The organism is Telluria sp. ZT3P25, assembly GCF_059685895.1.
Window position 1 is genome coordinate 1,030,709 of the sequence record NZ_JCASIJ010000001.1, and the last position, 23,012, is coordinate 1,053,720.

Genomic DNA, 23,012 nt, shown 5'->3' on the forward strand with positions numbered 1-23,012 from the left:
TATGTATAATGCCGTGCAACAGGAAGCGTGGCCGAGTGGTTGAAGGCAGCAGTCTTGAAAACTGCCGACGGTGTGAGCCGTTCGTGAGTTCGAATCTCACCGCTTCCGCCAGAATTGAGAAAAAGCCGTCGATCTTCGACGGCTTTTTCGTTTCTACAGCCCGCTGGCATCGACCGCGTGGGTCTTGTTTTCTCCCTTCTTATTTACCAGGTTGCGGAAGCCATTTCCGTGACTCCTGCCTGATTACGTCGGCTTGACGACTTCGCTGATCTTCCAAACACCTTCTCAGCCTCGATATGGCGAGCTCTCTGCCCTTGGATTGACGCGCCGGTGAACTTTTCTGCTGCGAAATGTTTGGAGGCGAGATAAAAATACCGGTTCAATATTGGTTCAAAAATTGGTTGGTCATCGATCTTGATATTTCCATGCAAAATGAATTAAAACGTTAAATAATGATATTTTTAAAGCTGATTGTTGACGATTGCGTTTGGAAGGTACCTGAAATTGATCTACCGTGCATATTTAAATTGATTCATTGCTATGAATAGCGTGTTTGCATATCGAATGTGAATGCGTGAAATAAATAAAAAGATAAATTTTTCCGCCAATTAACCCATTGTGCATTCGGCGCTGCAAAAATAGTGCCCATCAGCAATCCGATGTATAAATATTCGACAGAACCGTGATTGAAATTGGGTTACCATTGTCGTCGTTATTAAAATGAACAGACAACCAGTTTAGCTAGCGTCGCAGATGCCTCTGAGACCGCTGCTAATGTCAACATGGTTCAAGCCGTCATGTGCCGCCACGCTGCGAGTTCAGTAATGTCGACGACATCTGAGCCTGGTGGGTTCTGTTTCCAAAGCTCATTCTCGCTAGCTTTACGCTATCGCATTAAAACTGAAGACGCTCTTTCTGGTAATTCAGTGCTTAAAATATACGTTCCAAGAGATTCTCCTTTTGGTCGACATTATACTGCTGCAGTAATTCAATGTATTGCTACCACCGAAGCTGAGGATATTTCTGTAGCGGACACCGAATGTTCGTTTTTCAAGAAGGAGGCGAAGAATCCGTGGAGGATTCGTTTTGAGACGGAACAACAATAATTACCTTGTGACTCAAAAGGATAGGAGAATCTATGGACATCATTTCACTAAACCAGTACGAACTGGTTTTCAATGCGTTTTCATTTGCCATCGCCGTCATGGGCGCTGCCACCGTGTTCTTTTTTCTGGGTCGTTCCCAGGTGGCACCAGCCTACAAGACTGCCATTACCATCACTGGTATCGTCACGCTGATAGCGGCTTATCACTATGTGCGTATTTTCGCCTCCTGGGAGGCATCGTACTCGCTGATGGCAGGTGAGGTAACAGCGACGGGCGTCAAATTCAACGATGCCTACCGCTATGTCGACTGGCTATTGACGGTACCGCTACTATTGATTGAACTGATCCTGGTAATGCGTCTGTCACCGGCAGAAACGGTCGCGAAAGGGACAAAGCTCGGTATTTTGGCAGCACTGATGGTGGTTCTCGGGTATCCCGGTGAAATTTCCACCGTTCCAGGCACGCGCTGGCTCTGGTGGGCGCTGGCAATGATTCCGTTCCTGATCATTGTTTACGACTTGTTCGTCGGCTTGAAGCGGTCAATCGACTCGCAACCTGAATCAGCGCGCGGCTTGATCAGTACTGCACGCTGGCTGACAGTCGTATCCTGGTGTTTCTACCCGGTGGTTTTCGTGTTCCCGATGATCGGCTTCACAGGCGGCGCTGCCACCACGGCTGTCCAGGTGGGGTATACGGTCGCTGACATCGTCGCAAAAGCGGTATTCGGTGTACTGATCTACATGATTGCGGTGCGCAAATCTGCCGCCGACGGGTATGTATCCGGGACACTTGCCGATCGAAACATGGCTGCCTAGGCGCGCATCCGGGACGTAAGCACAACATCCACCGGGGCCACTGGCCCCAGTGGAACTTTTCTGATCCCTGGAGAGCAAACATGTACCTGCATGCTGTTCTACCCGACTTGTGTGGTCGGACGGGGCATCACGTTACACGCTACCAAGCGATGGCGATGGTCAAACCTTTCTCCATGCGCAGTTTGCCCATGAAACTCGCGCTGTCCGCAGCGGACCGAGTCGACATCCTCACCAGCGCCAGGCACGCTGCCGAACCTTTTGCTGTCAGCCACAATATCGACGAATCGTCGACGTGAAGCAATCTGACCCAATGCCGCTCGGAACACCGCAACTTGAGAGCGCGTTTAACCTGGCGATTGTCGCTCGCACCGGTGCGTGTGCGCCATGACGGCGCTGCGTGCCCAGGGAATGTTGTTTTGCGCCATCGCCTCCAGCGTTGCCGCCGTCGTCATCGCCGGCGTTGCGCTACCACCTGACGACGCCGCCGTGCTGTTTCTGCTCGCGGCACTGATCTTGCTGCTCGGCGTACCGCACGGCGCGCTCGACCCGGTGTTCGCCGAGGAGCTGTACGGCGTCCACGGTATGCTCGGATGGTGCGCATTCGTGCTGGCCTACCTTGGAACGGCGCTGTTGGTGGTGCTGTTGTGGCATTTTTTTCCGCAACTGTTCCTGTCAAGCTTCCTGCTGTTGTCGGCGCTGCATTTTTCGGGCGACCCGGCGCGCGGTACTCCTGTCACTGCGCGTCTTTTGTTTGGCGGCGCCGTGATCGTGTTGCCGGCGTTGCTCCACGAAGAGGAAATGGGGCGCCTGTTTGCCTTCCTGGTGATGCCGCAGGCGGCGGCTGCGCAGGCTTCTGTGTTGCACGATCTGAGCTGGCCGTGGCTGCTGGGAACGGCACTGACGGCGGGCTGGCAGGCGCGCAGGGACTGGCTGACGTGTTTCGAAATGGCGGTGGCGGCGGCACTGGCGTTACTTGCGCCGCCTTTACTGGGGTTCGCCGTGTTTTTTTGCGCCATGCACAGTGCCCGCCACATCGTGCGCACCTGGCACTATGTCGGCGCTAGTGTGGGCGAAGCAGCGCGGCTCGGTCGAGCGATGCTGCTTCCCACACTCGGTACGCTCGTGCTTGGCGCCGCAGTGGCGTATTGCTGGCGCACGCAGCCGCTCGAAGCGGGCCTGATCCAATGGCTATTTGTCGGGTTGGCCGCGCTGACGGTGCCGCATATGGTGCTCGTGGAGCCGGTGCGTTGGCGCGGCTGGGTCAGACGGCGCGCGCCGACGCCGCTCGATGCCGGATGACGTCAGGCGCGGGCGATGCCGCATGGAGTGATTGTAGTGGTCAAGCAATTTCGGACTTGACCCTCTGCTTGGTAATTGCCGCTGTCACCTGTCATCCCAAGCCTGTGCATCATGGGAAGCGTAAATTCGTGGCAGGCTGTTGTCGCAGCGAAATACTAAAATGACCCAGCTGGCAGCACCTTGCCGCACTATGGGCAGAACCGTGCGAAGGCGTAGTCGTCGTTGACGCACCAACAGGGATCCTCATTTCTGAACAGCGCGAACGAAAACGTTGTTCCATTATCCCTCTATCGCTCCTTGTATGTGAGCACAACAGTAATTCTTCGCCCTTTTTCTCGCAGTTATTCGATTTGGGTCGATAAAATCTAACCATTTCTGACATGACCGGCAATTTGCAATATGGGTAATTTGTTGCGTTATCAACGGCGAAAAACTTTTGTCGTCCGCCTCGATGCAGCCGCTTACCGCGAGCCATATCGCCGAGTTACTCGCATCGCCCGCAGACAGGTGATCTAATAAGCCAGCCCGCGCTTTCATGCAACGCATCACAGCGCCTTTCAGTGGGTTGTCCTCACACTCGCTGGTGAGCGATACTTGGATCGCCGGCATAGCTGCACAATGCGGGCGAACGAATCGATGGTGCGCCCTTGGCGGTGCTGCAAGAAAACACCGCGACTGGAAGCAAGTCTCCTACGCAAGTCATGTAAGCGTTGTTTGACGATATCAGGATGTCATGTCGAATCTATCGCGGCGGCAGGCCCGCGCCGCCAGGCACGGGACTCAGTCATCGATTATGCTTGACGACTACGGCGAATATTGAGCAAGCCGATCGCGCCTATGGCCAGGAGAGCCATACTACCCGGCTCTGGGACAAATACAGGAATGATCGCCCCATTCAGGGTTTCATAGTAACCACCGTTCTCGTCCAACTCTGCTGCAAATTGTGGGTTCATCACACCAATGTGAGCATAGCCAGTGTGCTGCCCAGCAAAGTCCCGAAACCCCTCGTTGAAAAATATCGAGCTTGTGTAGTTCGCAACGTAGCTGAATGCGCCGTCAAACGCTTGCGAAAAAGTGACGCCCAGATTTGTATACTGGTCCGCTCCGAAGTCACTGTAGATGCCAAAGTTCGTCGGTCCTTGATCACGGAATGAGGTTGTCGCGTAAGTGATTCTTGTCGTTCCCTCTGACTGCTGTGGACTTAAATTCATTCTGAATGGACGACCCACGCCATCAATTGTCAAATCCAGATTGAAGTAAGCAATCGACTTGTCCGTATCATGCTGGACGATGGAGCCAGAAAGAGGTCCTTGCAGATCGTACTTCACGTATCCGGCCGAAGCATTGAAGGAGAAAAGGGCGCCTACGGCCAGCGCGATGATTGATTTGATCATATTGAGTTGAGGTGGAGTTGTATCGGAGAAGTTTAATTAGCAATTCCCGTGCCAATCAATAAATTCATTAAAGATCATGCACTTGTAAAACGGTTTATTCAAAGTTGTGCGCGGGTGTAAGAAATACCGTCAGTTAACAACGTGATTGACAGGAAAATCATTCCGAGAGTTTTTTTCACCAGCAGTAAGATGTTGGAACAGGTTCGATCAGCCGATCACTACCCTCGGCCCAACTATTCCAGTACCGCAGCATTCTTCCGCGACGACGGAAATAAACGCGAGATTGCCTGTCGATGTAGCGGATATCTATCCCATCGTCATAGTCTGCCAGACAGCTGGTAGCCGCTTCTGGCCGCGTTCCAAGCGCCACCTTCGCACCATCTCAATACTGTTGGAGCGCGGTAAGGACACCCCATTGCTCAAAAAACAACTGTAAATATTGTCAGACGGAAAGCCATGTTTCTATTTCGAAATCTGACTGAAGTGCGTGGATAATCGATCCCCTCAGCGACATCGATCGCCCCCCACTTCCCATCCATCATGAAAAACTTCAGCATCAAGCACCTGATCGCCGCCGTCATCGGCGTGCTCATTCTTGCCGTGATCACCGTCGGCGCCCTTGGCTACCACGCCACGCAGCGCGCCGTTGACCTCCTCGAAAACCTTGCGCTCACCACGGCCAACCAGCAGATCGGCATGTCCGACCTGAAAATGCGCATGGAAACGAACCGCAGCCACATCCTGCAGGCGCTGCAGCACAATCCTGAAAACAAGCATGCGTCGCTGCACAACCATCCGCTGACGTTCCACAGCGACTTCATCGCCAAGAACAGCGAAGAGATGCGCAAGGAGCAGCAGGAGCTGGAGGCGAGTCTGCGCTTTCCCGAGACGCGCGAGCGTTTTGCTGCGTGGATGACGGCCAGTGACAACCTGGGCATCGACATGATCGGCAATGCCATGCGCGCGATTCAATCGGGTCAGTGGGATGACGCCAATCTGATGCTCGGCAAACAGATCAACCCGACGTACAACAAGTCGACCGAAGCGTTCGCTGTATTGCAGAAGCTGATGAGTGATCGCAACGTCCGTCAGGGCCAGGAGCTGCATCAGGAACTCGCCATGCTCAACGCGGTCGTGATCGGCGCCATCGTTGTCGCCATCCTGCTCAGCGTTGGCGCTGCGTTCTACCTGGTCGGTGCGATCAATGCGCCGTTGATGCAAGCCGTGGCGGTTGCACGCCGTGTCGCCGATGGCGACCTCAGCCTCCAGGCGCCGGTCAAGTCGACCAACGAATTCGGTCAGCTGCTGGCCGCTCTGCGTGACATGACCGCATCGCTGGCCGGTATCGTCAAGGATGTGCGCAGCGAAAGTGAAGTGATTGCCACCGCATCGACGCAGATCGCCGCCGGCAATATGGACCTGTCGTCGCGTACCGAACAGCAGGCCAGCGCAATTGAAGAGACTGCCGCGTCCGTCGAAGAGCTGACCAGCACCGTGCGCCAGAATGCAGAAAATGCGCGTCAGGCCAATGAGCTGGCAGCATCGGCCACGCAGATCGCCACCCGTGGTGGTACGGTCGTGACCGAAGTCGTGGGTACCATGGGCGAGATCAATGCGTCGGCCCGCAAGATTGTCGATATCATCGGCGTTATCGATGGCATCGCGTTCCAGACCAATATCCTGGCGCTCAATGCGGCAGTGGAAGCGGCGCGTGCCGGGGAGCAGGGTCGTGGCTTTGCCGTCGTCGCGAGCGAGGTGCGCAATCTGGCGCAGCGTTCGGCCAGTGCGGCCAAGGAAATCAAGGAACTGATCGGCGACTCGGTCAGCAAGGTGGATGCGGGCACGCGCCTGGTCGATCAGGCCGGTGCAACGATGGAAGAGATCGTGCAGAGCGTGCGCCGGGTGGCGGGCATCATGGGTGAAATCAGTGTCGCCAGCGCCGAGCAGAGCTCGGGCATCGAGCAGATTCACCAGGCAATCAGCCAGATGGACCAGGTCACGCAGCAGAACGCCGCCCTCGTCGAGGAAGCCGCCAGCGCTGCCACGTCGCTGCAGGAAAGCGCTGCCGGTCTGGCCGATCGCGTCAGCGTGTTCAAAATCGCGCCGGCCGTCGTGTCAGCGCCGGCCAAGCCGGTCACTGCACGCCACGCCAGCGCCATTCCTTACCAGGCTCAACTGGCCTGATGTAACGCCCGCCGTTGAAGAAGCGGCGGTTCAGCGACGCTCGCCAGGCTTGGCGGGTGTCGTTTGCGCCCCATCGATGTCGGCGCCCCAGGCATCCTTGCCCATCACCGGGGTGCCGTCTGCGGTGAAGTCCATGATCGCGTCGGCCGCACGCGCATAGCGTTCCCACACCGGTAACCCGGCCCCGTTCGGATCCCCGCGCTTCGCGAAATTCACCATGTACGTACTCATCGCCTTGCCCACGCCAAGATCGCGGGGCGTGGCTTGCGCGCCGTACTTGATCGCCACCGTATCGAAAAAGAACGGGATATCCGTTGCATGCCCGGCGCCGGCGCCCGGCTTGTCGTTCGCCTGATGCACATAGGAAAAGCGGTACGCATACACGGGCGCGCCATGACCGGCCAGCGTTCCTGCCAGACTGCGTGCGCCGGCAACCATATACCCGGTCTTGCCGCCGATATCTGCGCTGGTGGCGCCGATCATCACTGGCACCTTGTGCATGCGGCCCTTCGCAAACGCAGCGCGTGAGTCGATGGCCAGCTTGCCGTCGACATACGGCCCGTGGTACGTCGGCTTGTCTCGCTGCATGAAGTTGGCCAGGTTCAAGCCGTCGGCGATTGCGTCTGCCGGCAGCGCCCGCAGTTTGTCGAGCGCTTTCGGGTCGTCCGCCGCGATGCCCTTGCTGGTTGCAAAATTCACGCCGATCCGTTCGACGTCCGCCAGCGTTGTCGGCGCCGCGCCGCCATCGCCGCCTGACATCACGACCGCCTTGGCGAACAAGCCCTTGCTCATTGGCGACGTCAACAGCGTGTTGACGGACATGCCGCCCGCCGATTCACCGGCAATGGTGACATTGGCCGGATCGCCACCGAACGCCGCCACATTGCGCTTGACCCATTCCAGCGCCGCGATCTGGTCCATGAAGCCGTAGTTGCCGACGATGCCGCTGGTAGTGGCTTCGCGCGTGAGTTGCGGATGGGCGAAGAAGCCGAAACGCCCGATGCGGTAGTTGAAGCTGACCACGAGCGCGCCCTGTTTCGCCAATTCGGCGCCGGAATAGGTCGGGGGCGATGCGCCGCCGTTGACGAAGCCGCCGCCATAGATCCAGACGATCACGGGAAGTGCGCCCTTGGCATCAGACGGCTTCCAGACGTTCAGGTACAGGCAGTCTTCGCTGGGTGTCGTGCCCAGTGGCGCGGCGTCGCTGGGGAAGGGCACTTGCATGCAATCTGCGGCATAGGCGGTGGCCTGCCGCACACCCGACCACGGCTTGACAGGTGCTGGCGGGCGCCAGCGCAGCGTGCCCACCGGCGGGGAGGCGAACGGAATACCTTTCCAGCTGGTGACGCCTGCATCGGTCGAGCCTGCCACGTTGCCGGTGTCGATGGCGATCACCGGTGCGCCTGGCGACGCGGTCGAGCCAGAGGCGGCCACGACGAGCGACATGGCAAGGAGGGGTGGAAGGGAGCGATGCAACATGAGCGGGCCTCTTGATCGGATGGTTGAACGGTTGTCGGATCATAGTACGCGACGGGACAGCGCACCGGCAGTACCCGAGAGCAGCCGACTTTCGGGGGCAACTGCAGCGTAAAGATGGTCAGGCCTGCCAATCTCCGTTACAGTGTTGCAATTCATCCAAAATAGCAGCCTGGAAATTTATTTCCATGGCGCATCCACAGCAATCCGGATTCACTCCTGGTTTCGGCGCTATCATGATGAGTTATTACACGTTTGCCACGACCGCACATGCAAGGTTTGCTCTGTAGATTCCGACTGTCCACCCTGATGACCCTGGCTGTGTGTGCCACGGTGACACTAACGGTCGCTCTGCTGCTGGCGGTGGTCAACCATTTCGCGGTGCGTCAGGCCAATGCTGAAGCGCAGTTGCGACTGCAACAGTTGTCGTGGCAAATGCGCGATTCGCTGAACCGTGTGGTCGAGCAGGCCACGGGCGACGCGCGCCTCCTTGCTGCCTTGCCACAAGTGCGCAACGCGCGCAGTCCGGCGTCGGCGCGCATTGCGCTGGAAAGCCTGCAGCAAACCTTCCCTGATTACGCCTGGATCGGCCTGGCCGATATCAACGGCAAAGTGACGTCCTCGACCAAGGGACTTCTCGAAGGCGCGGACGTCAGCGCCCGGCCGTGGTTCAAAGCTGGCCAGGTGGGCGTGCGTGCCACCGATTACCATCCCGCCGTGTTGCTCGAGAAGCTCATGCCCCACGGTACCGATCCATGGCGCTTCGTCGATGTCTCCACCCCCGTCTTCAGCCAGGACGGCGACATGTTCGCCGTGCTCGGCCTGCACCTGAGCTGGGACTGGGCACGCCGTCAGGCGCGCAAGCTCTTGACCCCGGCGCTGCGCGAATACGGCGCCGAGATCCTGGTCGTGCGCAACGATGGGACGGTAATGCTTGGCCCGGAAGAACTGATCGAGAAAAAGATTTCAACGGAAAGCCTGCGCCGCGCCAGGTTGGGTGACACGGGCGCGCTGCGCGAAGCGTGGCCGGATGGACGTACCTATCTCACCGGCTATAGCCAGACCGGGCAAATCGGCAACGCGGCCTCGCTGAACTGGGCCGTGCTGGTGCGCCAGGACGAGGACAAGGCCTTGCAGAGCGCCAAGCTGCTGCAGCACCGGATGCTGATGTGGAGCGCTTTGCTGGGTGTAGTGCTGGCCGTGGTCGCCGCGTTGCTGGCGCAGCGCCTGGCGCGCCCGATGACGCGGCTGGGCGAAGCGATCGAGCGGGTGACGGAGGCCACCGCTGGCGGGCATGAATTGCCGGCCATTCCACACATCCAGGGCTTCTACGAAGCCAATATGCTGTCGCGCACGATGCGCAACCTGGTCGAGAGCGAAGCGGACTACCGGCGCGCGCTGCAGCAGATGAACGAGCACCTGGAGTCGAAGGTGGCGCAGCGCACGGCAGAACTGCAGGCGCTGCTGCTGCGCGACGTGCTCACCGGCTTGCCGAACCGCCGCGCGCTGCTCGAGACCTTGCCCGAGGCGATGGGGCGCGCCAGCCGGGGCGGGCGCCCGGCGGCGCTGCTGTTCATCGACATGGACGGCTTCAAGGCGGTCAACGACAACCATGGCCACGAAGAAGGCGACGAACTGCTGCGCCAGTTCGGCGCGCGCCTGGCCGGGGCGATCCGCAAGACCGATATGGTGGCGCGGCTGGCCGGTGACGAATTTGTCGTCGTGCTTGAAATGCTGACCTCGCGCACCGATGCCGAGGAAACCTCCTGGAAACTCCTCGACCGGCTGCGCGAGCCATACCACCTCAGCACCACCGAAGTGACCGTCGGCGCCAGTATCGGCGTTGCAGTCTTTGCGCCGGGCGACAAGCCCGATCTCGATGCCTGGCTGGCACGCGCCGACCATGCCATGTACGCCGCCAAGCGCGGCGGCAAGAATGCGGTGGCCCTGGCTGCCGTACCCGTGTGAGGCGCTTACTGGCCTGCACGCCCCACGTGTTTCTTTGCGATTGCCAGTACCTCCCATGACCCAAATCAGCCAGATCATCGCCACCATCAAGCGTCAGTTGAAGCTGCAGGGGCTGACCTACCGTGACGTTGCCGTCGCACTCGGTTTGTCCGAGCCGAGCGTCAAGCGTCTGTTCGCCAGCGAGCAATTTACGCTCGACCGGATCGTCGAAATCTGCAGCCTGCTCGGCTTTACCCTGGCCGAGATCACGCAGGAAGCGCAGAATGGCCAATGCCGCCTGCGCACGCTCTGCGCCGAGCAGGAAGCCGAACTGGTGTCCGACCCGAAACTGTTGCTGGTCGCCGTCTGCGCGCTGAACCACTGGCGCATGCTCGATATCCTCGGCGCCTATGCCCTGAGCGAAGCGCAGTGCATCCAGCACCTGCTTCATCTCGACCGCCTGCAACTGATTTCTCTGCTGCCCGGCAACCGCATCCGCGTGAACGTGGCGCGCGATTTCGACTGGTTACCGGATGGCCCGATCCGGGCGTATTTCCGCGAGCAGGGTTTGCCGGAATTCGTGGCTGGCGAGTTCGGCGGCGTGGGCGAGTCGCTCGACTTTGCCCATGGGATGCTGACCGAAAGCGCACGTGCCAGGCTGCAGCAGGAGCTGCGCCAGTTACGCAGCCGCTTTGCGCAATTGCACGACGAAAGCCTGGCCGCGCCGCTCGCCCAGCGTCGCGGCACCGGTTTGTTGATCGCCTTGCGCGAGTGGGAGCCGGCAGCCTTTGCGGGCCTGCGCCGGTAGCGTATGATGGGTTGCACGTGCTGGGCCATGACGGTCGGAAGCGGTCAGTTATGTGAAGTACTAGACAGATAAGATCGCCGGATTTGTCGGATAGTAGGTGTCAGGGAGAGTGTGACGCCATGAAAATGTCTTTCATCGCTATGGCCGTGCTGGGATCAAGTGCGGTATGTGCTTCGGCGCAGGATTCGGCATCCGCTGCAGGCGGCGCCGACCGCGTTGCGATGCCCGAATCCGTATGCGCGCACGATTGCCTGGCCCAGCTGCAGCTGCCCGCACGCGCCGACGGCGTGAATGCGCCGGCCGGCAACGCCATCTTCACCCATGAAACTGCCGCCGAACCCCAGCAAACCGCCGGACGCATCGGCGCAGGCACGGTCATCGTTGGCCGGCAATTCAACATCGATTACACGACGCTCAATGACGTGGGCGATCCCTTCCATGGCGGCCTGTCCGCCCAGGCAGCGCCGCGCGGCGCACGCGCCGACGACAGCGTTGCCTACGAGGGCAGATTTGCTGGTTTGTCGACGGGCGCCAAGTGGGGCAAGGGCGACGTCGACGGATCGCCGTCGGGCCGCGCCTGGGGCATGTCGGTCGGCGTCAATCTCGGGCCGCTGAATATCCGCGCGGCGCACCAGAATCGCAACGTGGCCAAGGTTACGCGCTACGACCAGGTGGACATCACGATGGCTGCCAAGAACTCCATCGTCGCGGCCAATATGCGCTTCGACTGGGGCACCGCGTACGCTGCCTACAGTGCCAGCCGTGGCTGGGGCAGCTCGCCGCTGTTCAATCCCGACAATCCCTACAGCGCCGGCGTGGCCGCCACCCGCTCGACCAATAGCCGTGACGTGCTGGCCGGTGTGGCCGTGCCCATGTCCCACTCGACCACGCTGCTGGCCTCGTACATCCGCCGCAACGACCGCGATCTGGGCAATCGCGATGCGCGCCAGATTGCCGTCGGCGCCAGTTACGCGGTTTCGCGCCGCATGGATTTCTACGCAGCCTATTCGCGCATCCAGCACCTGGCCGGCGTGGAGCTCGGTGTCAAGCCGGGCAATGGTTCGTCGCTCAATGTCGGGATGCGCCGCGCCTTCTGATGCCTGGCAGCCGCGGGCGCGCGGTCCGTGCGTTGCGACAGGAATCGGCAAAATTCAGTAATGTGTCTCCATGGTTCATTAACTATTGAGGAGACCTTATGACTGGTACCAGCACACTTGATCCGGATAACTTCCCGGAAGCCCCAGACCGCAGTCTGGGCAAGGGCCATGGCGTTGACGCGCTCGGTCCGAGCGACTTGTCGGACACCGGCAGCGACGTCGTCGGCGGTCCTGGCTTTGCCGCCAATATCGATCCGGAACAGACGCTTGATTTCGACGGCGGCACCACGTCCGACCTCGAAGCCGGTCACGCGGGCGAGACGGCCGGGCCGGATGTCGGCGACGCCGATTTCTCGGGTGACAGCGATCGCAGCGGTACCGGCGAACGCGCCGCTGCCGGCCGCGATGCCGTCGTCAGGGATGGCGCCGACATCGATACCGACCGCATCGAGTCCATCCCCGATCTGCCACTGACCGAGGATGACACCGACTTTTTAACGAGTCTTCCGCCGGGTCAGGGCGAAAGCCGCTAACACGGCGCCGCCGCCCAGCAGGGCGGTGGTGATGTACTTCGAGCGCAGCGCTGCCGCCGTGTATTCGCTGTGTTCGATCACATCGTGCGGCGAACCCTGGCGCTCGCGCAATTCACGCGTGTAATCAGGCTTGTGCAATGCGTCGCGCCGGCTCGGATCGGTATCGATGTCGAGCTTTTGATTCTTGAACATCGTCGCTTGCAGATATTTGTCGAACACGCGTGGCAGCAGGCGCGCACCGGTTGCGTTGAACTTCGACGCCCCGCCGACAAACACGTCGCGCTTTGGGTGCTGGGCCGCATACAGGATCGCATCCGCAACAATCTCCGGCGCATACACAGGCGCTGGCAGCTTCGGTTCCTTGTCCATATAGTTCTTCGCATGCACGGCAAACATCGTGTCGATCCCGGTCGGCTTGATCAGGGTGACTGACATCGGCGCCCCTTCTTTTTCAAGCTCCATGCGCAGCGAATCCGTGAAGCCCTTGACGGCATGCTTGGACGCCGCGTACATGCCTTGCAACGGGATCGCATGGTCCGACAGCTCGCTGCCCAGGTTGATCAGCGCGCCGCCGCCACGTAGCTTCATGCGCTTGACCGCTTCCAGCGAACCATTGACCACACCCCAGAAGTTGGTCTGGAACAGGCGGTGGTGGTCTTCTGGCGCGACATCTTCCAGGCGACCGAAGATCGAGATGCCGGCATTGTTGATCCAGGTATCGATGCGGCCGAAACGCTCGATGGCGGCGTCGCCAATGCGCGTCACGTCGTCGGCATTGCCCACGTCTGCCGTGACGGTGACGACCTCGGCGCCCAGCGACCCGAGTTCTTCGGCCAGATGGGCGAGGGCGTCGTCGGCGCGTGCTGCCAGTACCAGCTTGGCGCCTTGCCCGGCCGCCATGCGCGCCGTGGACAGGCCGATGCCGCTGGTGGCGCCGGTGATGACGATAACTTGTTCCTTGATGTGTTTCAGATTGACTGACATGGGTGATCCTTTTTGCTCTGATGTTGGCGGGAAGGGCGTCCCCCGTATGCACGTCGTGAGCCGGGGGCAAGCCATAAGTTAGTGAAATGATCACTTCGTATCTGATAGTGATATTTCAAGCGAAATCGTGGCGCGCGGGTGACGCGATCGTTCCGGCGCGAGAGCACAGGACAAAAAAACGCCGTGCCCACAGGATGCGGGAACGGCGTTACATGCACACTGCGCCGAGGCAGGCGCGTGCAGTTGCTATCAGTTATTTCTTCGCGTAGATCTGGTCGAACACGCCACCATCGGCAAAGTGGGTTTTTTGTGCTGCGGTCCAGCCGCCAAAATCGCTGATCTGGAACAGCTTGATCTGCGGGAACTGCGACGCGTATTTCTTGGCGAACTTGTCGACCGACGGACGGTAATAGTTCTTGGCGACGATTTCCTGGCCCTGGTCGCCGTACAGGAACTCAAGATAGGCCTGCGCCACCGGACGGGTGCCGCGCTTGTCGACGTTCTTGTCGACCACGGCCACCGGCGGCTCGGCCAGGATGCTGACCGACGGGGCAACGATCTCGAACTTGTCCGGGCCCAGTTCGCGCAGCGCCAGCAGCGCTTCGTTTTCCCAGGCCAGCAGCACGTCGCCAATGCCGCGCTCGACGAACGTGGTGGTGGCGCCGCGGGCGCCCGAGTCGAGTACCGGCACGTTCTTGTACAGGCGCGCCAGATAGTCGCGTGCCTTGGCATCGGTGCCACCCGGCTGGCGCAGTGCGTAGCCGTAGGCGGCCAGGTGGTTCCAGCGCGCGCCGCCTGAGGTCTTCGGATTCGGGGTGATCACCGACACACCCGGCTTGACGAGGTCGCCCCAATCGCGGATCTGTTTCGGATTGCCCTTACGCACCAGGAACACGATGGTCGACGTGTACGGCGCGCTGCGGTAATTCAGTTTTTTTTCCCAGCCCGGATTGATCAGGCCCTTGTCGCGGATGGCGTCGATGTCGTACGCCAGTGCGAGGGTGACGACGTCGGCCTGCAGGCCGTCGATCACCGAGCGCGCCTGCTTGCCCGAGCCGCCGTGCGACTGCTTGATCGTGACGTTGTCGCCGGTTTTTGCTTTCCAGTGCTTGGCAAATGCCGCGTCGAACTCGTGGTACAGCTCGCGTGTCGGATCATAAGACACGTTGAGCAGGCTGATGTCGGCAGCAAAAGCGGGCGCTTGCGCCAGAAGGGTCAGGGCTGCCAGCGAGCTGATGAAGGTTTTGCGAAGCATTGTTATCTTTCTCTAGGTTGGAGACGGTAGCGTACGGTCTCTGCCTGTAGAAACAAAACGAATAATTTCAAGCAACCTTATGCGGTTTCTGCGCCGGCACTGGCGAAGATCAGTGCGCCTTCGACAGGATGACCAGCCAGCGGCGGAACAGCAGGATTTCGACATGGCCAGCCTCGACACCGGTATCGCACTCCATGACCGGATTCACGGCGTAGAAACGCTTGCGGAAGTCACGGGTTACCAGGATTTCACGACGGCCAATGCGGACCATGAAAGGGGTCGGGGCGTGTTCCATACCAAAAGAGCTGTTGAGCGTGGTCATGTTCGTTTCCTCGTATCGAGTGGTTATGCAGTGAAGTAAGAATACCACAACCACTGTATGAATCAACAGTTACTGTTCGGGCATACAGTACTTTTTGCCGTGTGTGGTATTTTCGCCAAGTCAGTCATAATCGCGTCATCATGACCAAAACACTGCCCCGACTCCAGCGCTTTGCCGCCAACCGTTTCTCGCCGGAAGGCGAGTATGGGCTGCACCTGACCATTGGCGTGGCGCTGTTGCTCGCTGCCATGGCGGTGTTTGCCCAGCTGGCCGGCGCCGTCGTGGCCGGTGCGCCGATCACGCAATTCGATGCCGAGATCGCCAACTGGCTGCATCTGCATGCACGCCAGGGCGGCCTGCTGCGCGATGCGCTGCTGCTTCTCACAAACCTGCACAGCACGCCCGGCATCCTCGTGATGGCCTTCTGCGCGGCACTGTGGCTGTATCGCAGCGGCCATCGTTACTGGACAATGGCGGTGATCGCCTGCGTGCCGGGCGGCATGCTGCTCAATGTCGCGCTCAAGCACACGTTCGAGCGCGTGCGGCCGCACTTCGACGAGCCGATCGTCACCTTGACCACCTACAGTTTCCCGAGCGGGCATACGATGGCCGCCACCGTGCTGTACGGCGTGCTGGCCTGTTACTTCGCGCGCCACGCCCGGACCTGGCCGGGCAGGGTGCTGCCGTTCGTGCTTGCGGCCCTGATGATCGGCGCCGTGGCGTTCTCGCGCATGTATCTCGGCGCGCACTATCTCACCGACATTCTCGCTGCGCTGGTGGAAGGCTGCGGCTGGCTCGCGATCTGCATCAGCGGCACCGCCACCCTCAACCGCCGCCGCCGTGCCCGCGAGCGGCGCCAGTCCGGCACGGCTTCACCCCAAGACATGTAAGGAGTTTTTCGATGCGCACTCTCATTCACCTGTCCGACCTGCACTTCGGCCGCGTCGACCAGGCCCTGCTGGGCCCGCTGCGCGAGCTCGTACATGCGATCGCGGCCGACGTCGTCGTCATTTCGGGCGACCTGACCCAGCGCGCCAAGGTGGAAGAATTCGAAGAAGCGCGCGCGTTTCTCGATTCGCTGCCGGGGCCGCAGATCGTCGTGCCGGGCAATCACGATATCTCGCTGTACAACGTGCTGCGCCGTTTCGCCCGGCCCTTGTCGCGCTACCGCCGCTACATTACAGACGATCTCGAGCCGGTGTTCATCGATGACGAGATCGCCGTCGTGGGCCTCAACACCGCGCGCTCGCTGACGATCAAGGACGGGCGCGTCAGCCACGAACAGATCGCCGGGCTGCGCGAGCGCCTGAGTGGCCTCGCCCCGGACATCACGCGCATCGTGGTCACGCACCATCCGTTCGATTTGCCCGATCATTTCGAAAAGCGCGACCTGGTCGTGCGTGCGCCGCTCGCGATGGAAGTGTTTGCCGAGACGGGCGTGGATATCCTGATGGCCGGCCACATGCATGCCAGCCACGCCGGCAGCACGGCGGCGCGGTATCAGATCGATGCGTATGCAGCGCTGGTGATCCAGGCCGGCACGGCCACGTCGACGCGCGGGCGCGGCGAAGTGAACTCGTTCAATGTCGTGCGGGTCGATGCACATCGGGTCGAGATCGACCGCTATGGCTGGGATGCCGTGGGCGGCAAGTTTGAAGTGATCACGACCGAAAAGTTCATGCAGGCGGGCAGCGTCTGGGCCCCGCACACCGACGGCATGCTGGCAGCGGGACTCTGACGCGCCGCCCGGCGCTCAGATCCAGTATTCGGTCAGGCGCGCCATCGCTTCACGCAGGCGGTCCGACCATGGCCGCCGCTTCCAGGCGTCGAGCTTGATTTCCTTCGAGTGGACCACGTCGTCCCGGAACGCGGCTTCCATGTCGCGCCCGAAAGCCGGGTCCAGCACCACCACATTGACTTCGTAGTTGTGGATGAAGCTGCGGCGGTCGATATTGGCCGAGCCGATCGACGACCACATCCCGTCGATCACCGTGGTCTTGGCATGCAATACGGCTACCTGCAACTGGTGGATGCGCACGCCGCCCTCGAGCAGCTCTTCATAGAACGACTCGCCCGCATGCCGGATGAAGCCGTGATCCGACACGCCCGGCAGCACAAGCTGCACATCCACGCCGCGTCTGGCAGCGGCAATCAGGCTGTCGACGATCTGGCGGTCCGGCACGAAGTATGCGGCCGTCAGATGAATCGATTTCTTCGATTCGCCGATGGCGACGACCAGGGATTTGTAAATCGTCGAATCGTGGTCCGGCGACGTGGCCAGCACGCGCACGACCTTGTCGCCTGCCGGCGCCAGTTTTGGGAAGTAATCAATTTCGGGCAACTCACCCGCGTCCTGGTGTACCCAGTTGTCGATGAACGCCCATTGCAGCGCCCCAGCGGCAGGCCCTTCGATCTTGATGTGCGTGTCGCGCCAGCCGACCTTATCCTTGCTGATGTCGTCCGGTCGTTTCTTGGAGCGAAACAGCGAGCTGTTGGCGTACGTGCTGCTGATATTGATGCCACCAGTGAAGGCCACGAGGCCATCGACAATCATGATCTTGCGGTGATCGCGGTTGTTCAGCGCCCATTTGCCGGGCCGCTTGGTCGGATCCACCGGATTGAAAACCAGCACATTGACGCCGGCCTGGCGCAGGCGGTCGAAGAACTCCTTCGGGGTGGACAGCGTTCCGACCCCGTCGACCATGACATTGACGACCACGCCCTGGCGCCGTTTTTCCATCAGGATCTCGGCAAACTGCCCACCGATCTCGTCATGATCGAAGATATACGTTTCCAGATTGATCGATGTCTTCGCCCCGCGCGCCGCTTCCATCATCGCGCGCATCGTCGCCGGACCATCGAACAGCAGCGTGACGGCATTGCCGGCGATCATGGGCACGCCGGTGGCCTGTTCTTCCAGCACCGCCAGCCCCTTGAGGTCAGCGGACGCGCGCGCCCAACGCCGCTTGAGCAGCGCCGCCGCCTGTTTCTGCTTGAGCTCGCCGTGCTGGTTCGTGACCGTCGGCGTGGACTGCGAAGGCCCGCCGGTCATGGTGCTCGCATCGGGCAGTGTCTTGCATGCGGTCACCGCGCAGGCGAGAGCGGCGATGGCACACCAGGTGGCGAAGCGCTTCGTGATCATTTTGGTCCTCGTGCAGGGTCGGAGTCGGGGGGCGCCAGTTGGCGGTGCTTGGGGCCGAGGAAGAACTCGACCGGAGAATAGGCAAAGCGGCGGCCCAGTGCCTGCACCAGCAGGATGCCGCGCTTGAAACGGATCTTGCGTGCGCGCAGGGCAACCCAGAGCGCCAGGCCGAAGCTGACCAAGAGGTTGACCGTGCCGATCAGCAGCACGCCGGCCGTGGCGTTGATGATCTGAGGTACGGTCATCTGGTAGTCGAGCGCCACCAGCGCGGTCGCGAAATTGGCGGCCGAGAACGTGATGTGACGGATATCGATCGGCAGGCCCAGCAGGAAGCCGACGGTGCCGGTGGTGCCGAGCAGAATACCGAAGAAGAAGTTACCCATCAGACCGCCGAGGTTGTTCTCGACATACGCGCCCAGGCGCGCCAGCCGCGCCGGACCCAGCAGCGTGCGCAGGCCGCGCAATTGCTGCACGCGCTGGCCCATGCGGGTGTACAGCGCCTTGTTGTCGTAGTAACCCGATACCAGGCCGGCCACGAACAGCCAGACGCCGGCCACTGCTGCATAGAACAGGGCCGGACTGTTGACGGGATCGATTTCGTTGAGCAGGTGCAGCGCCTTGATCGGGTCGACCAGATGCTCGCCCCGGTACCAGCGCACGCCTTCGGCAATGGCCCAGGCGACCGGGAACGCGACCAGCACGTTGCCGAGCACCGCCACCATCTGGGTGCGGAACACTTTATTGACGAGTTCTGCGAGCCGGTCGACGTCCAGGCCACGGCCTGTTGCCGAGCGGTGCAGTGATGCGGCGATGCGCTGGGCCGTCATGGCCGGCTGCTTGGTGGCGACAGTAAAGTGCAGCATGTGGATCAGCACGAAGCCGAACGAGTAATTCATGCTGAACAAAAACGCCTGGACCAGCGGCGGCGAGTGCAGATAGCCCAGCAGGATCTTGAGCAGCGCCATGAAGCCGACGATGAAGCCGGCGCCGGACGACGACCAGAGCATCTTGCGCAAGCCCTTGCGGTCTTCGGCAATGTAATGCTCGCCGGTGCGGCTGGCGTTTTCGGTGACATTGCGCGCCAGCAGGTCGACGTTGTCGCGCACCAGGTTCGTCACCTGGTACTTGGTGTTGTGCGCCTCGATCAGTTCCTCGGCCAGCTCGATCACGGCGCGCTCGCGCGGCCCCAGTTCGGGCGCTGGCTGGTCGGTGATGACGGCGACACTGCCCTGTGGGGCAACCGTTGTGGCAGGCGCCGTCACGGCCGCTGCCTGCGGCGGCGTTGCCGTCGCGCTCATGGCGCTCAGCACCCCCTGGGTCGCGGCCGACGGGTCGACCTGCGTGTCGTCGGTCGACGCAACCTCTGGCACATCCACCAGGAACAGCAGTTTTTGCAGGCGATCGATACTTTGCTGCAGCGCGACCAGCAGATAGGTCAGCGCGATGCTGGTGCCGCTGCTCAGTGCCAGGCGCCGGATCTTGAGCACGACGTCTTCGCACTGGTCGAGCATCACGAGCAGGTGGCGTGCATCGTCCGGGCGCGCAATGTCGCCGTTCAGGTAGCGTGCGTATTCATCGAGGTAACGGTTGACCTCGATGTTCTGCATCAGAAACGGCGAATCGAAGTTCTCGATCTGGCTGTAGCTGTGCACGAGGCGTGGCTCCAGGCCCAGCGCGCAGACGCGGCACGACAGCGTGCGGATCGCATCGAGCAGACCCTTGAGCGTGACCACGCGCGCGCGGCCGGGATTCGCGTCCGCCGGCACCGGGGCGCTTTCGATCACGTGGAAGAGGGTCATCCAGTCGGTGTCGGGCACCGCGCGGATCCAGGCGTAATCGTCCTGGCGGTACAACACCTGGTCGAGCGCATCGGACAGGTACAGGTCTTCCAGCGCAGGCGGCAGGAAGCGGTACGTGATGCGGCTTTTCAGTTCGGTGACAAAACCATCGTTCGACAGGATGCCGATGTCGCTGTACAGGCTGGTGTGCCGGCGTTTTTCGAGCAGCGTGGTGATGTAGCGGCGTAGTGCCCATGCCTGGTCGGGATTTCCCTTGAGGAGCTGGGTCAGCGTGCGCACGGCCTGCGCCGGGTCATCGGCCGTTTGCCATACCCAGCGCTGACGCGGGCGCAAATGGCAGACGAGCTCGACCAGCAGGTCGATCTTGTCGCTGTGGGGATCAATCCGTTCAAGTGTTGCGAGCATGAAAAAAATCTGTACAGAAAAGCGTCAGTGTACGCGAGGACCCGGGCCAATATGGTGTGGCAACGAACAGTAACCTCGTGGAAGTATCCTGCGGCAAGGTTCAGCGCCCGCATCCTGGCGCCGGCGACTGGACGCGGGCCGGACAGTCCCGCTACACTGGCCCCGATCTGCAATGTCCCAGTCACGAAAGAAACCATGTACCTCACCTATTTCAACGGCCAGTGGGCCGAAGGCAATGTGCCCCTGTACGGCGCAATGGATCACAGCCTGTGGCTCGGCTCATCCGTGTTCGATGGCGCGCGTTCGCTGGCAGGCAAGCTGCCCGACCTGCGGCCGCACCTCGAGCGCGTCATCACCTCGGCCGAGAAGCTGGGCCTGGCATGCCCGTTGAGCGTGGACGAGATGGAAGCGCTGGTACGCGAAGGCGTGGCAAAATTTGCGCCCGATGCCGAGCTGTATGTGCGTCCGCTCGTGTTCGGTACGGAAGGCTTTTTGATTCCGGTGGCCGAAAAGAGCCAGTTTGCGCTGACGCTGTTCGATGCACCGCTGCCGCCATTCGTGGGCTTTTCGGCCGGCCTGTCGACGATGCGTCGTCCGCAGCCGAGCATGGCACCGACCGACGCCAAGGCCTCGGCGCTGTATGCCAATTCGACCCGCGCCATGCGCGAAGTGAAGGCGCGCGGTTTCGAGCAGGCGATCATGCTCGATGGCGAAGGCCACGTCGCCGAGTTTGCAGCCTCGAATCTGTTTCTGGTTACTGCGGACGGCAAGGTGGTCACGCCAAAGTTGAACGGTACCTTCCTGGCCGGGATCACACGGGCGCGCGTGATGGCGCTGCTGGCTGGCGTCGGTATTGATGTCGAAGAACGCACGGTCGATGAGGCCGAACTGCGCACGGCGCGCGAGATCTTTAGCACCGGTAACTATGGCAAGGTCACGCCATGCACGCGCTATGAAGACCATGTGCTGGAAGCCGGGCCGGTGGCGCAGCAGGCACGTGAGCTGTACCTGGCGTTCACACAGGCCGCATGAACGGTCCTGGCATCCCAATACAAAAGGCCGGCAAATGCCGGCCTTTTGTATTACTGGCGAACGTGGCGATTAGCCGCGTGCTGGTTCTGCGACATAGATCTCGACGCGGCGGTTACGCGCCTTGCCGGCATTGTCGTTGTTCGATGCGATTGGCTCGCGCGAACCGCGGCCTTCGATGGTGATGCGGTTCGGGTTCACACCGCGGCCGGCCAGGTAGTCGCGGGTGCGCGATGCGCGGTCGACCGACAATGGCTGGTTGATGCTGTCGCTGCCGGTGCTGTCGGTGTGGCCGATGATCACGACGTTGGTGTTCGGGTTTTCTTGCAGGGTCGAAGCGAAGCGCTGCAGCACTGGCTGGAAGTTGCCCTTGATGTCCGAGCGGCCGGTGTCGAACGAGATGTCGCTCGGGATTTCCAGCTTCAGGCGGTTGTCCGAGGTCTGGGTCACTTGCACGCCGGTACCTTGGGTCGCTTGCTCCATGGCTTGTTTTTGCTGTTCCATGCGCTTGGACCAGATGTTGCCGATCACGGCGCCGGCTGCTGCGCCAATCGCTGCGCCGCCTGCCACACGGCCGCCGCCACCGCCGCTGGTCGTGCCACCGATCAGGCCGCCCAGGCCTGCGCCGATGCCGGCGCCGGTTGCGGTACCGCGCTGGGTGCCGGTCATGTCTGCGCAACCGGTTGCCGTCATGACGACGAGAGCGACTGCTGCGGTGGTTTTGATGAAGTTTTTGTTCATGGTGGAACTCCTTAAAAGTAAGAAATCCGTTTCGCTGTCACGCCGAACATGGGCGCGACCGCGAAACGGATTGGATTTTACGACAAGCAGAGACTTGTCATAAAAATTCTATATACCGCGACCGCTGATCAGGCGAACCAGGATCATGATGACGGCGACGACGAGCAGAATGTGGATGAAGCCGCCGATGGTGTACGAGGTGACCAAGCCGAGCAGCCAGAGGATAACGAGGACAACAGCAATTGTGTACAGCATGATGAATCTCCTAGAAGGGGTGCGCCCGTTGCGCTGTGAAACCAGTATGTTGTTTCCTGAGAGCGACTACCGTTCGATGGCGTACATTAAACGCAACTTTTTTGTTTTTGTACACCAGGAATCCAGCCCAGCATCCCGATCAGGCCGGCAAAGCCGATCAAGCAGCTGAGCAGGCCACCAGCAATCAGGAAGACCACGTCATGGGCTTGCACCATGCCTTGCGCGACAGGGGACGGTCCGGCCGAGAGCAGGCCGAACAGAGTCAGTGCGATTCCCCAAATAATGATGCCGATCCAGGTCAAGGTATTCATGCGTATCTCCCTGATTGATGCCGTATCGCCAATCGATTCAGCACATGTCGATTGTCGGCTTAGCTCATCAATAATTCCGTGCGATGGCACACATTGCACTCAGGAAAAAA

Annotated in this window: 21 protein-coding genes and 1 tRNA gene; 12 read left to right on the forward strand and 10 right to left on the reverse strand. The window is 60.7% G+C overall.

Features of this window, described 5'->3' with window-relative positions:
• Positions 1-21: 21 nt before the first annotated feature.
• From AC56LY_RS04530 to AC56LY_RS04545, 4 genes are all read left to right on the forward strand, one after another.
• A tRNA-Ser gene (locus AC56LY_RS04530) sits at positions 22-111 on the forward strand.
• A 1,027-nt stretch (positions 112-1,138) separates the two neighbouring features.
• The gene (locus AC56LY_RS04535; RefSeq protein WP_499576912.1) at positions 1,139-1,921 is read left to right on the forward strand and encodes a bacteriorhodopsin-like; all 783 of its coding nucleotides are present in this window, start codon (positions 1,139-1,141) and stop codon (positions 1,919-1,921) included.
• An 80-nt stretch (positions 1,922-2,001) separates the two neighbouring features.
• Positions 2,002-2,217, forward strand: a complete 216-nt coding sequence (locus AC56LY_RS04540; RefSeq protein ID WP_499576913.1) for a hypothetical protein — start codon at positions 2,002-2,004, stop codon at positions 2,215-2,217.
• Positions 2,218-2,305: 88 nt separating this feature from the next.
• Complete coding sequence (locus tag AC56LY_RS04545) at positions 2,306-3,220, forward strand: Brp/Blh family beta-carotene 15,15'-dioxygenase (protein WP_499576915.1); 915 nt, start codon at positions 2,306-2,308, stop codon at positions 3,218-3,220.
• A gap of 791 nt (positions 3,221-4,011) precedes the next feature.
• Here the strand turns inward: AC56LY_RS04545 and AC56LY_RS04550 are convergent.
• Complete coding sequence (locus AC56LY_RS04550; protein WP_499576916.1) at positions 4,012-4,614, reverse strand: PEP-CTERM sorting domain-containing protein; 603 nt, start codon at positions 4,612-4,614, stop codon at positions 4,012-4,014.
• 540 nt (positions 4,615-5,154) lie between these two features.
• Between AC56LY_RS04550 and AC56LY_RS04555 the strand changes: the two genes are divergently transcribed.
• Positions 5,155-6,798: a methyl-accepting chemotaxis protein gene (locus AC56LY_RS04555; protein WP_499576917.1), complete on the forward strand. Its 1,644-nt coding sequence runs from the start codon at positions 5,155-5,157 to the stop codon at positions 6,796-6,798.
• A 30-nt stretch (positions 6,799-6,828) separates the two neighbouring features.
• Here AC56LY_RS04555 and AC56LY_RS04560 read toward each other — a convergent pair whose 3' ends face one another.
• Complete coding sequence (locus tag AC56LY_RS04560; protein ID WP_499576919.1) at positions 6,829-8,277, reverse strand: carboxylesterase/lipase family protein; 1,449 nt, start codon at positions 8,275-8,277, stop codon at positions 6,829-6,831.
• Positions 8,278-8,583: 306 nt separating this feature from the next.
• On the opposite strand from AC56LY_RS04560, the gene AC56LY_RS04565 reads away from it, so the two are divergent.
• The 4 genes from AC56LY_RS04565 to AC56LY_RS04580 all read left to right on the forward strand — a co-directional run bounded on the left by AC56LY_RS04565 (position 8,584) and on the right by AC56LY_RS04580 (position 12,659).
• Positions 8,584-10,242 (forward strand): diguanylate cyclase domain-containing protein, encoded by a 1,659-nt coding sequence (locus AC56LY_RS04565; RefSeq protein WP_499576921.1) that lies wholly within the window; start codon positions 8,584-8,586, stop codon positions 10,240-10,242.
• Between the two features lie 55 nt (positions 10,243-10,297).
• Positions 10,298-11,029 carry a helix-turn-helix domain-containing protein gene (locus AC56LY_RS04570; RefSeq protein WP_499576923.1) on the forward strand — a complete coding sequence of 244 codons (732 nt, stop codon included), beginning with the start codon at positions 10,298-10,300 and terminating at the stop codon, positions 11,027-11,029.
• A 119-nt stretch (positions 11,030-11,148) separates the two neighbouring features.
• A complete protein-coding gene (locus AC56LY_RS04575) occupies positions 11,149-12,126 on the forward strand; it encodes a porin (protein WP_499576924.1) in 978 nt (325 codons plus the stop codon).
• Positions 12,127-12,224: 98 nt separating this feature from the next.
• Positions 12,225-12,659, forward strand: coding sequence for a hypothetical protein (locus AC56LY_RS04580; protein ID WP_499576926.1), 435 nt, complete (start codon positions 12,225-12,227; stop codon positions 12,657-12,659).
• On the opposite strand, the gene AC56LY_RS04585 is transcribed toward AC56LY_RS04580, so the two are convergent.
• From AC56LY_RS04585 to AC56LY_RS04595, 3 genes are all read right to left on the reverse strand, one after another.
• On the reverse strand, positions 12,621-13,643 hold the full coding sequence (locus AC56LY_RS04585; RefSeq protein ID WP_499576928.1) for an SDR family oxidoreductase: 1,023 nt from the start codon (positions 13,641-13,643) through the stop codon (positions 12,621-12,623). The two genes, AC56LY_RS04580 and AC56LY_RS04585, sit on opposite strands and share 39 nt — an antisense overlap.
• A gap of 253 nt (positions 13,644-13,896) precedes the next feature.
• Positions 13,897-14,898, reverse strand: coding sequence for a sulfate ABC transporter substrate-binding protein (locus AC56LY_RS04590; RefSeq protein WP_499576931.1), 1,002 nt, complete (start codon positions 14,896-14,898; stop codon positions 13,897-13,899).
• Between the two features lie 109 nt (positions 14,899-15,007).
• Complete coding sequence (locus tag AC56LY_RS04595) at positions 15,008-15,220, reverse strand: hypothetical protein (RefSeq protein ID WP_482898161.1); 213 nt, start codon at positions 15,218-15,220, stop codon at positions 15,008-15,010.
• 140 nt (positions 15,221-15,360) lie between these two features.
• Between AC56LY_RS04595 and AC56LY_RS04600 the strand changes: the two genes are divergently transcribed.
• Together AC56LY_RS04600 and AC56LY_RS04605 are read left to right on the forward strand one after the other, a co-directional pair.
• Positions 15,361-16,110: a phosphatase PAP2 family protein gene (locus tag AC56LY_RS04600; protein WP_499576934.1), complete on the forward strand. Its 750-nt coding sequence runs from the start codon at positions 15,361-15,363 to the stop codon at positions 16,108-16,110.
• Between the two features lie 11 nt (positions 16,111-16,121).
• The gene (locus tag AC56LY_RS04605; RefSeq protein ID WP_499576936.1) at positions 16,122-16,958 is read left to right on the forward strand and encodes a metallophosphoesterase family protein; all 837 of its coding nucleotides are present in this window, start codon (positions 16,122-16,124) and stop codon (positions 16,956-16,958) included.
• A 15-nt stretch (positions 16,959-16,973) separates the two neighbouring features.
• Here AC56LY_RS04605 and cls read toward each other — a convergent pair whose 3' ends face one another.
• Positions 16,974-18,362, reverse strand: a complete 1,389-nt coding sequence (cls, locus tag AC56LY_RS04610; RefSeq protein ID WP_499576937.1) for a cardiolipin synthase — start codon at positions 18,360-18,362, stop codon at positions 16,974-16,976.
• On the reverse strand, positions 18,359-20,566 hold the full coding sequence (locus tag AC56LY_RS04615; RefSeq protein ID WP_499576938.1) for a site-specific recombinase: 2,208 nt from the start codon (positions 20,564-20,566) through the stop codon (positions 18,359-18,361). Before AC56LY_RS04615 ends, cls begins: the two co-directional genes overlap by 4 nt.
• Before the next feature lie 195 nt (positions 20,567-20,761).
• On the opposite strand from AC56LY_RS04615, the gene AC56LY_RS04620 reads away from it, so the two are divergent.
• A complete protein-coding gene (locus AC56LY_RS04620) occupies positions 20,762-21,598 on the forward strand; it encodes a branched-chain amino acid aminotransferase (RefSeq protein WP_499576939.1) in 837 nt (278 codons plus the stop codon).
• Positions 21,599-21,667: 69 nt separating this feature from the next.
• Here AC56LY_RS04620 and AC56LY_RS04625 read toward each other — a convergent pair whose 3' ends face one another.
• The 3 genes from AC56LY_RS04625 to AC56LY_RS04635 form a co-directional block, all read right to left on the reverse strand.
• Entirely contained in the window at positions 21,668-22,336 is a 669-nt protein-coding gene (locus AC56LY_RS04625) for a YiaD family glycine zipper/OmpA-like lipoprotein (protein WP_482898175.1), read from the reverse strand.
• 108 nt (positions 22,337-22,444) lie between these two features.
• On the reverse strand, positions 22,445-22,591 hold the full coding sequence (locus AC56LY_RS04630; RefSeq protein WP_005671362.1) for a lmo0937 family membrane protein: 147 nt from the start codon (positions 22,589-22,591) through the stop codon (positions 22,445-22,447).
• An 86-nt stretch (positions 22,592-22,677) separates the two neighbouring features.
• On the reverse strand, positions 22,678-22,902 hold the full coding sequence (locus AC56LY_RS04635) for a hypothetical protein (RefSeq protein WP_499576940.1): 225 nt from the start codon (positions 22,900-22,902) through the stop codon (positions 22,678-22,680).
• Between the last annotated feature and the right edge of the window lie 110 nt (positions 22,903-23,012).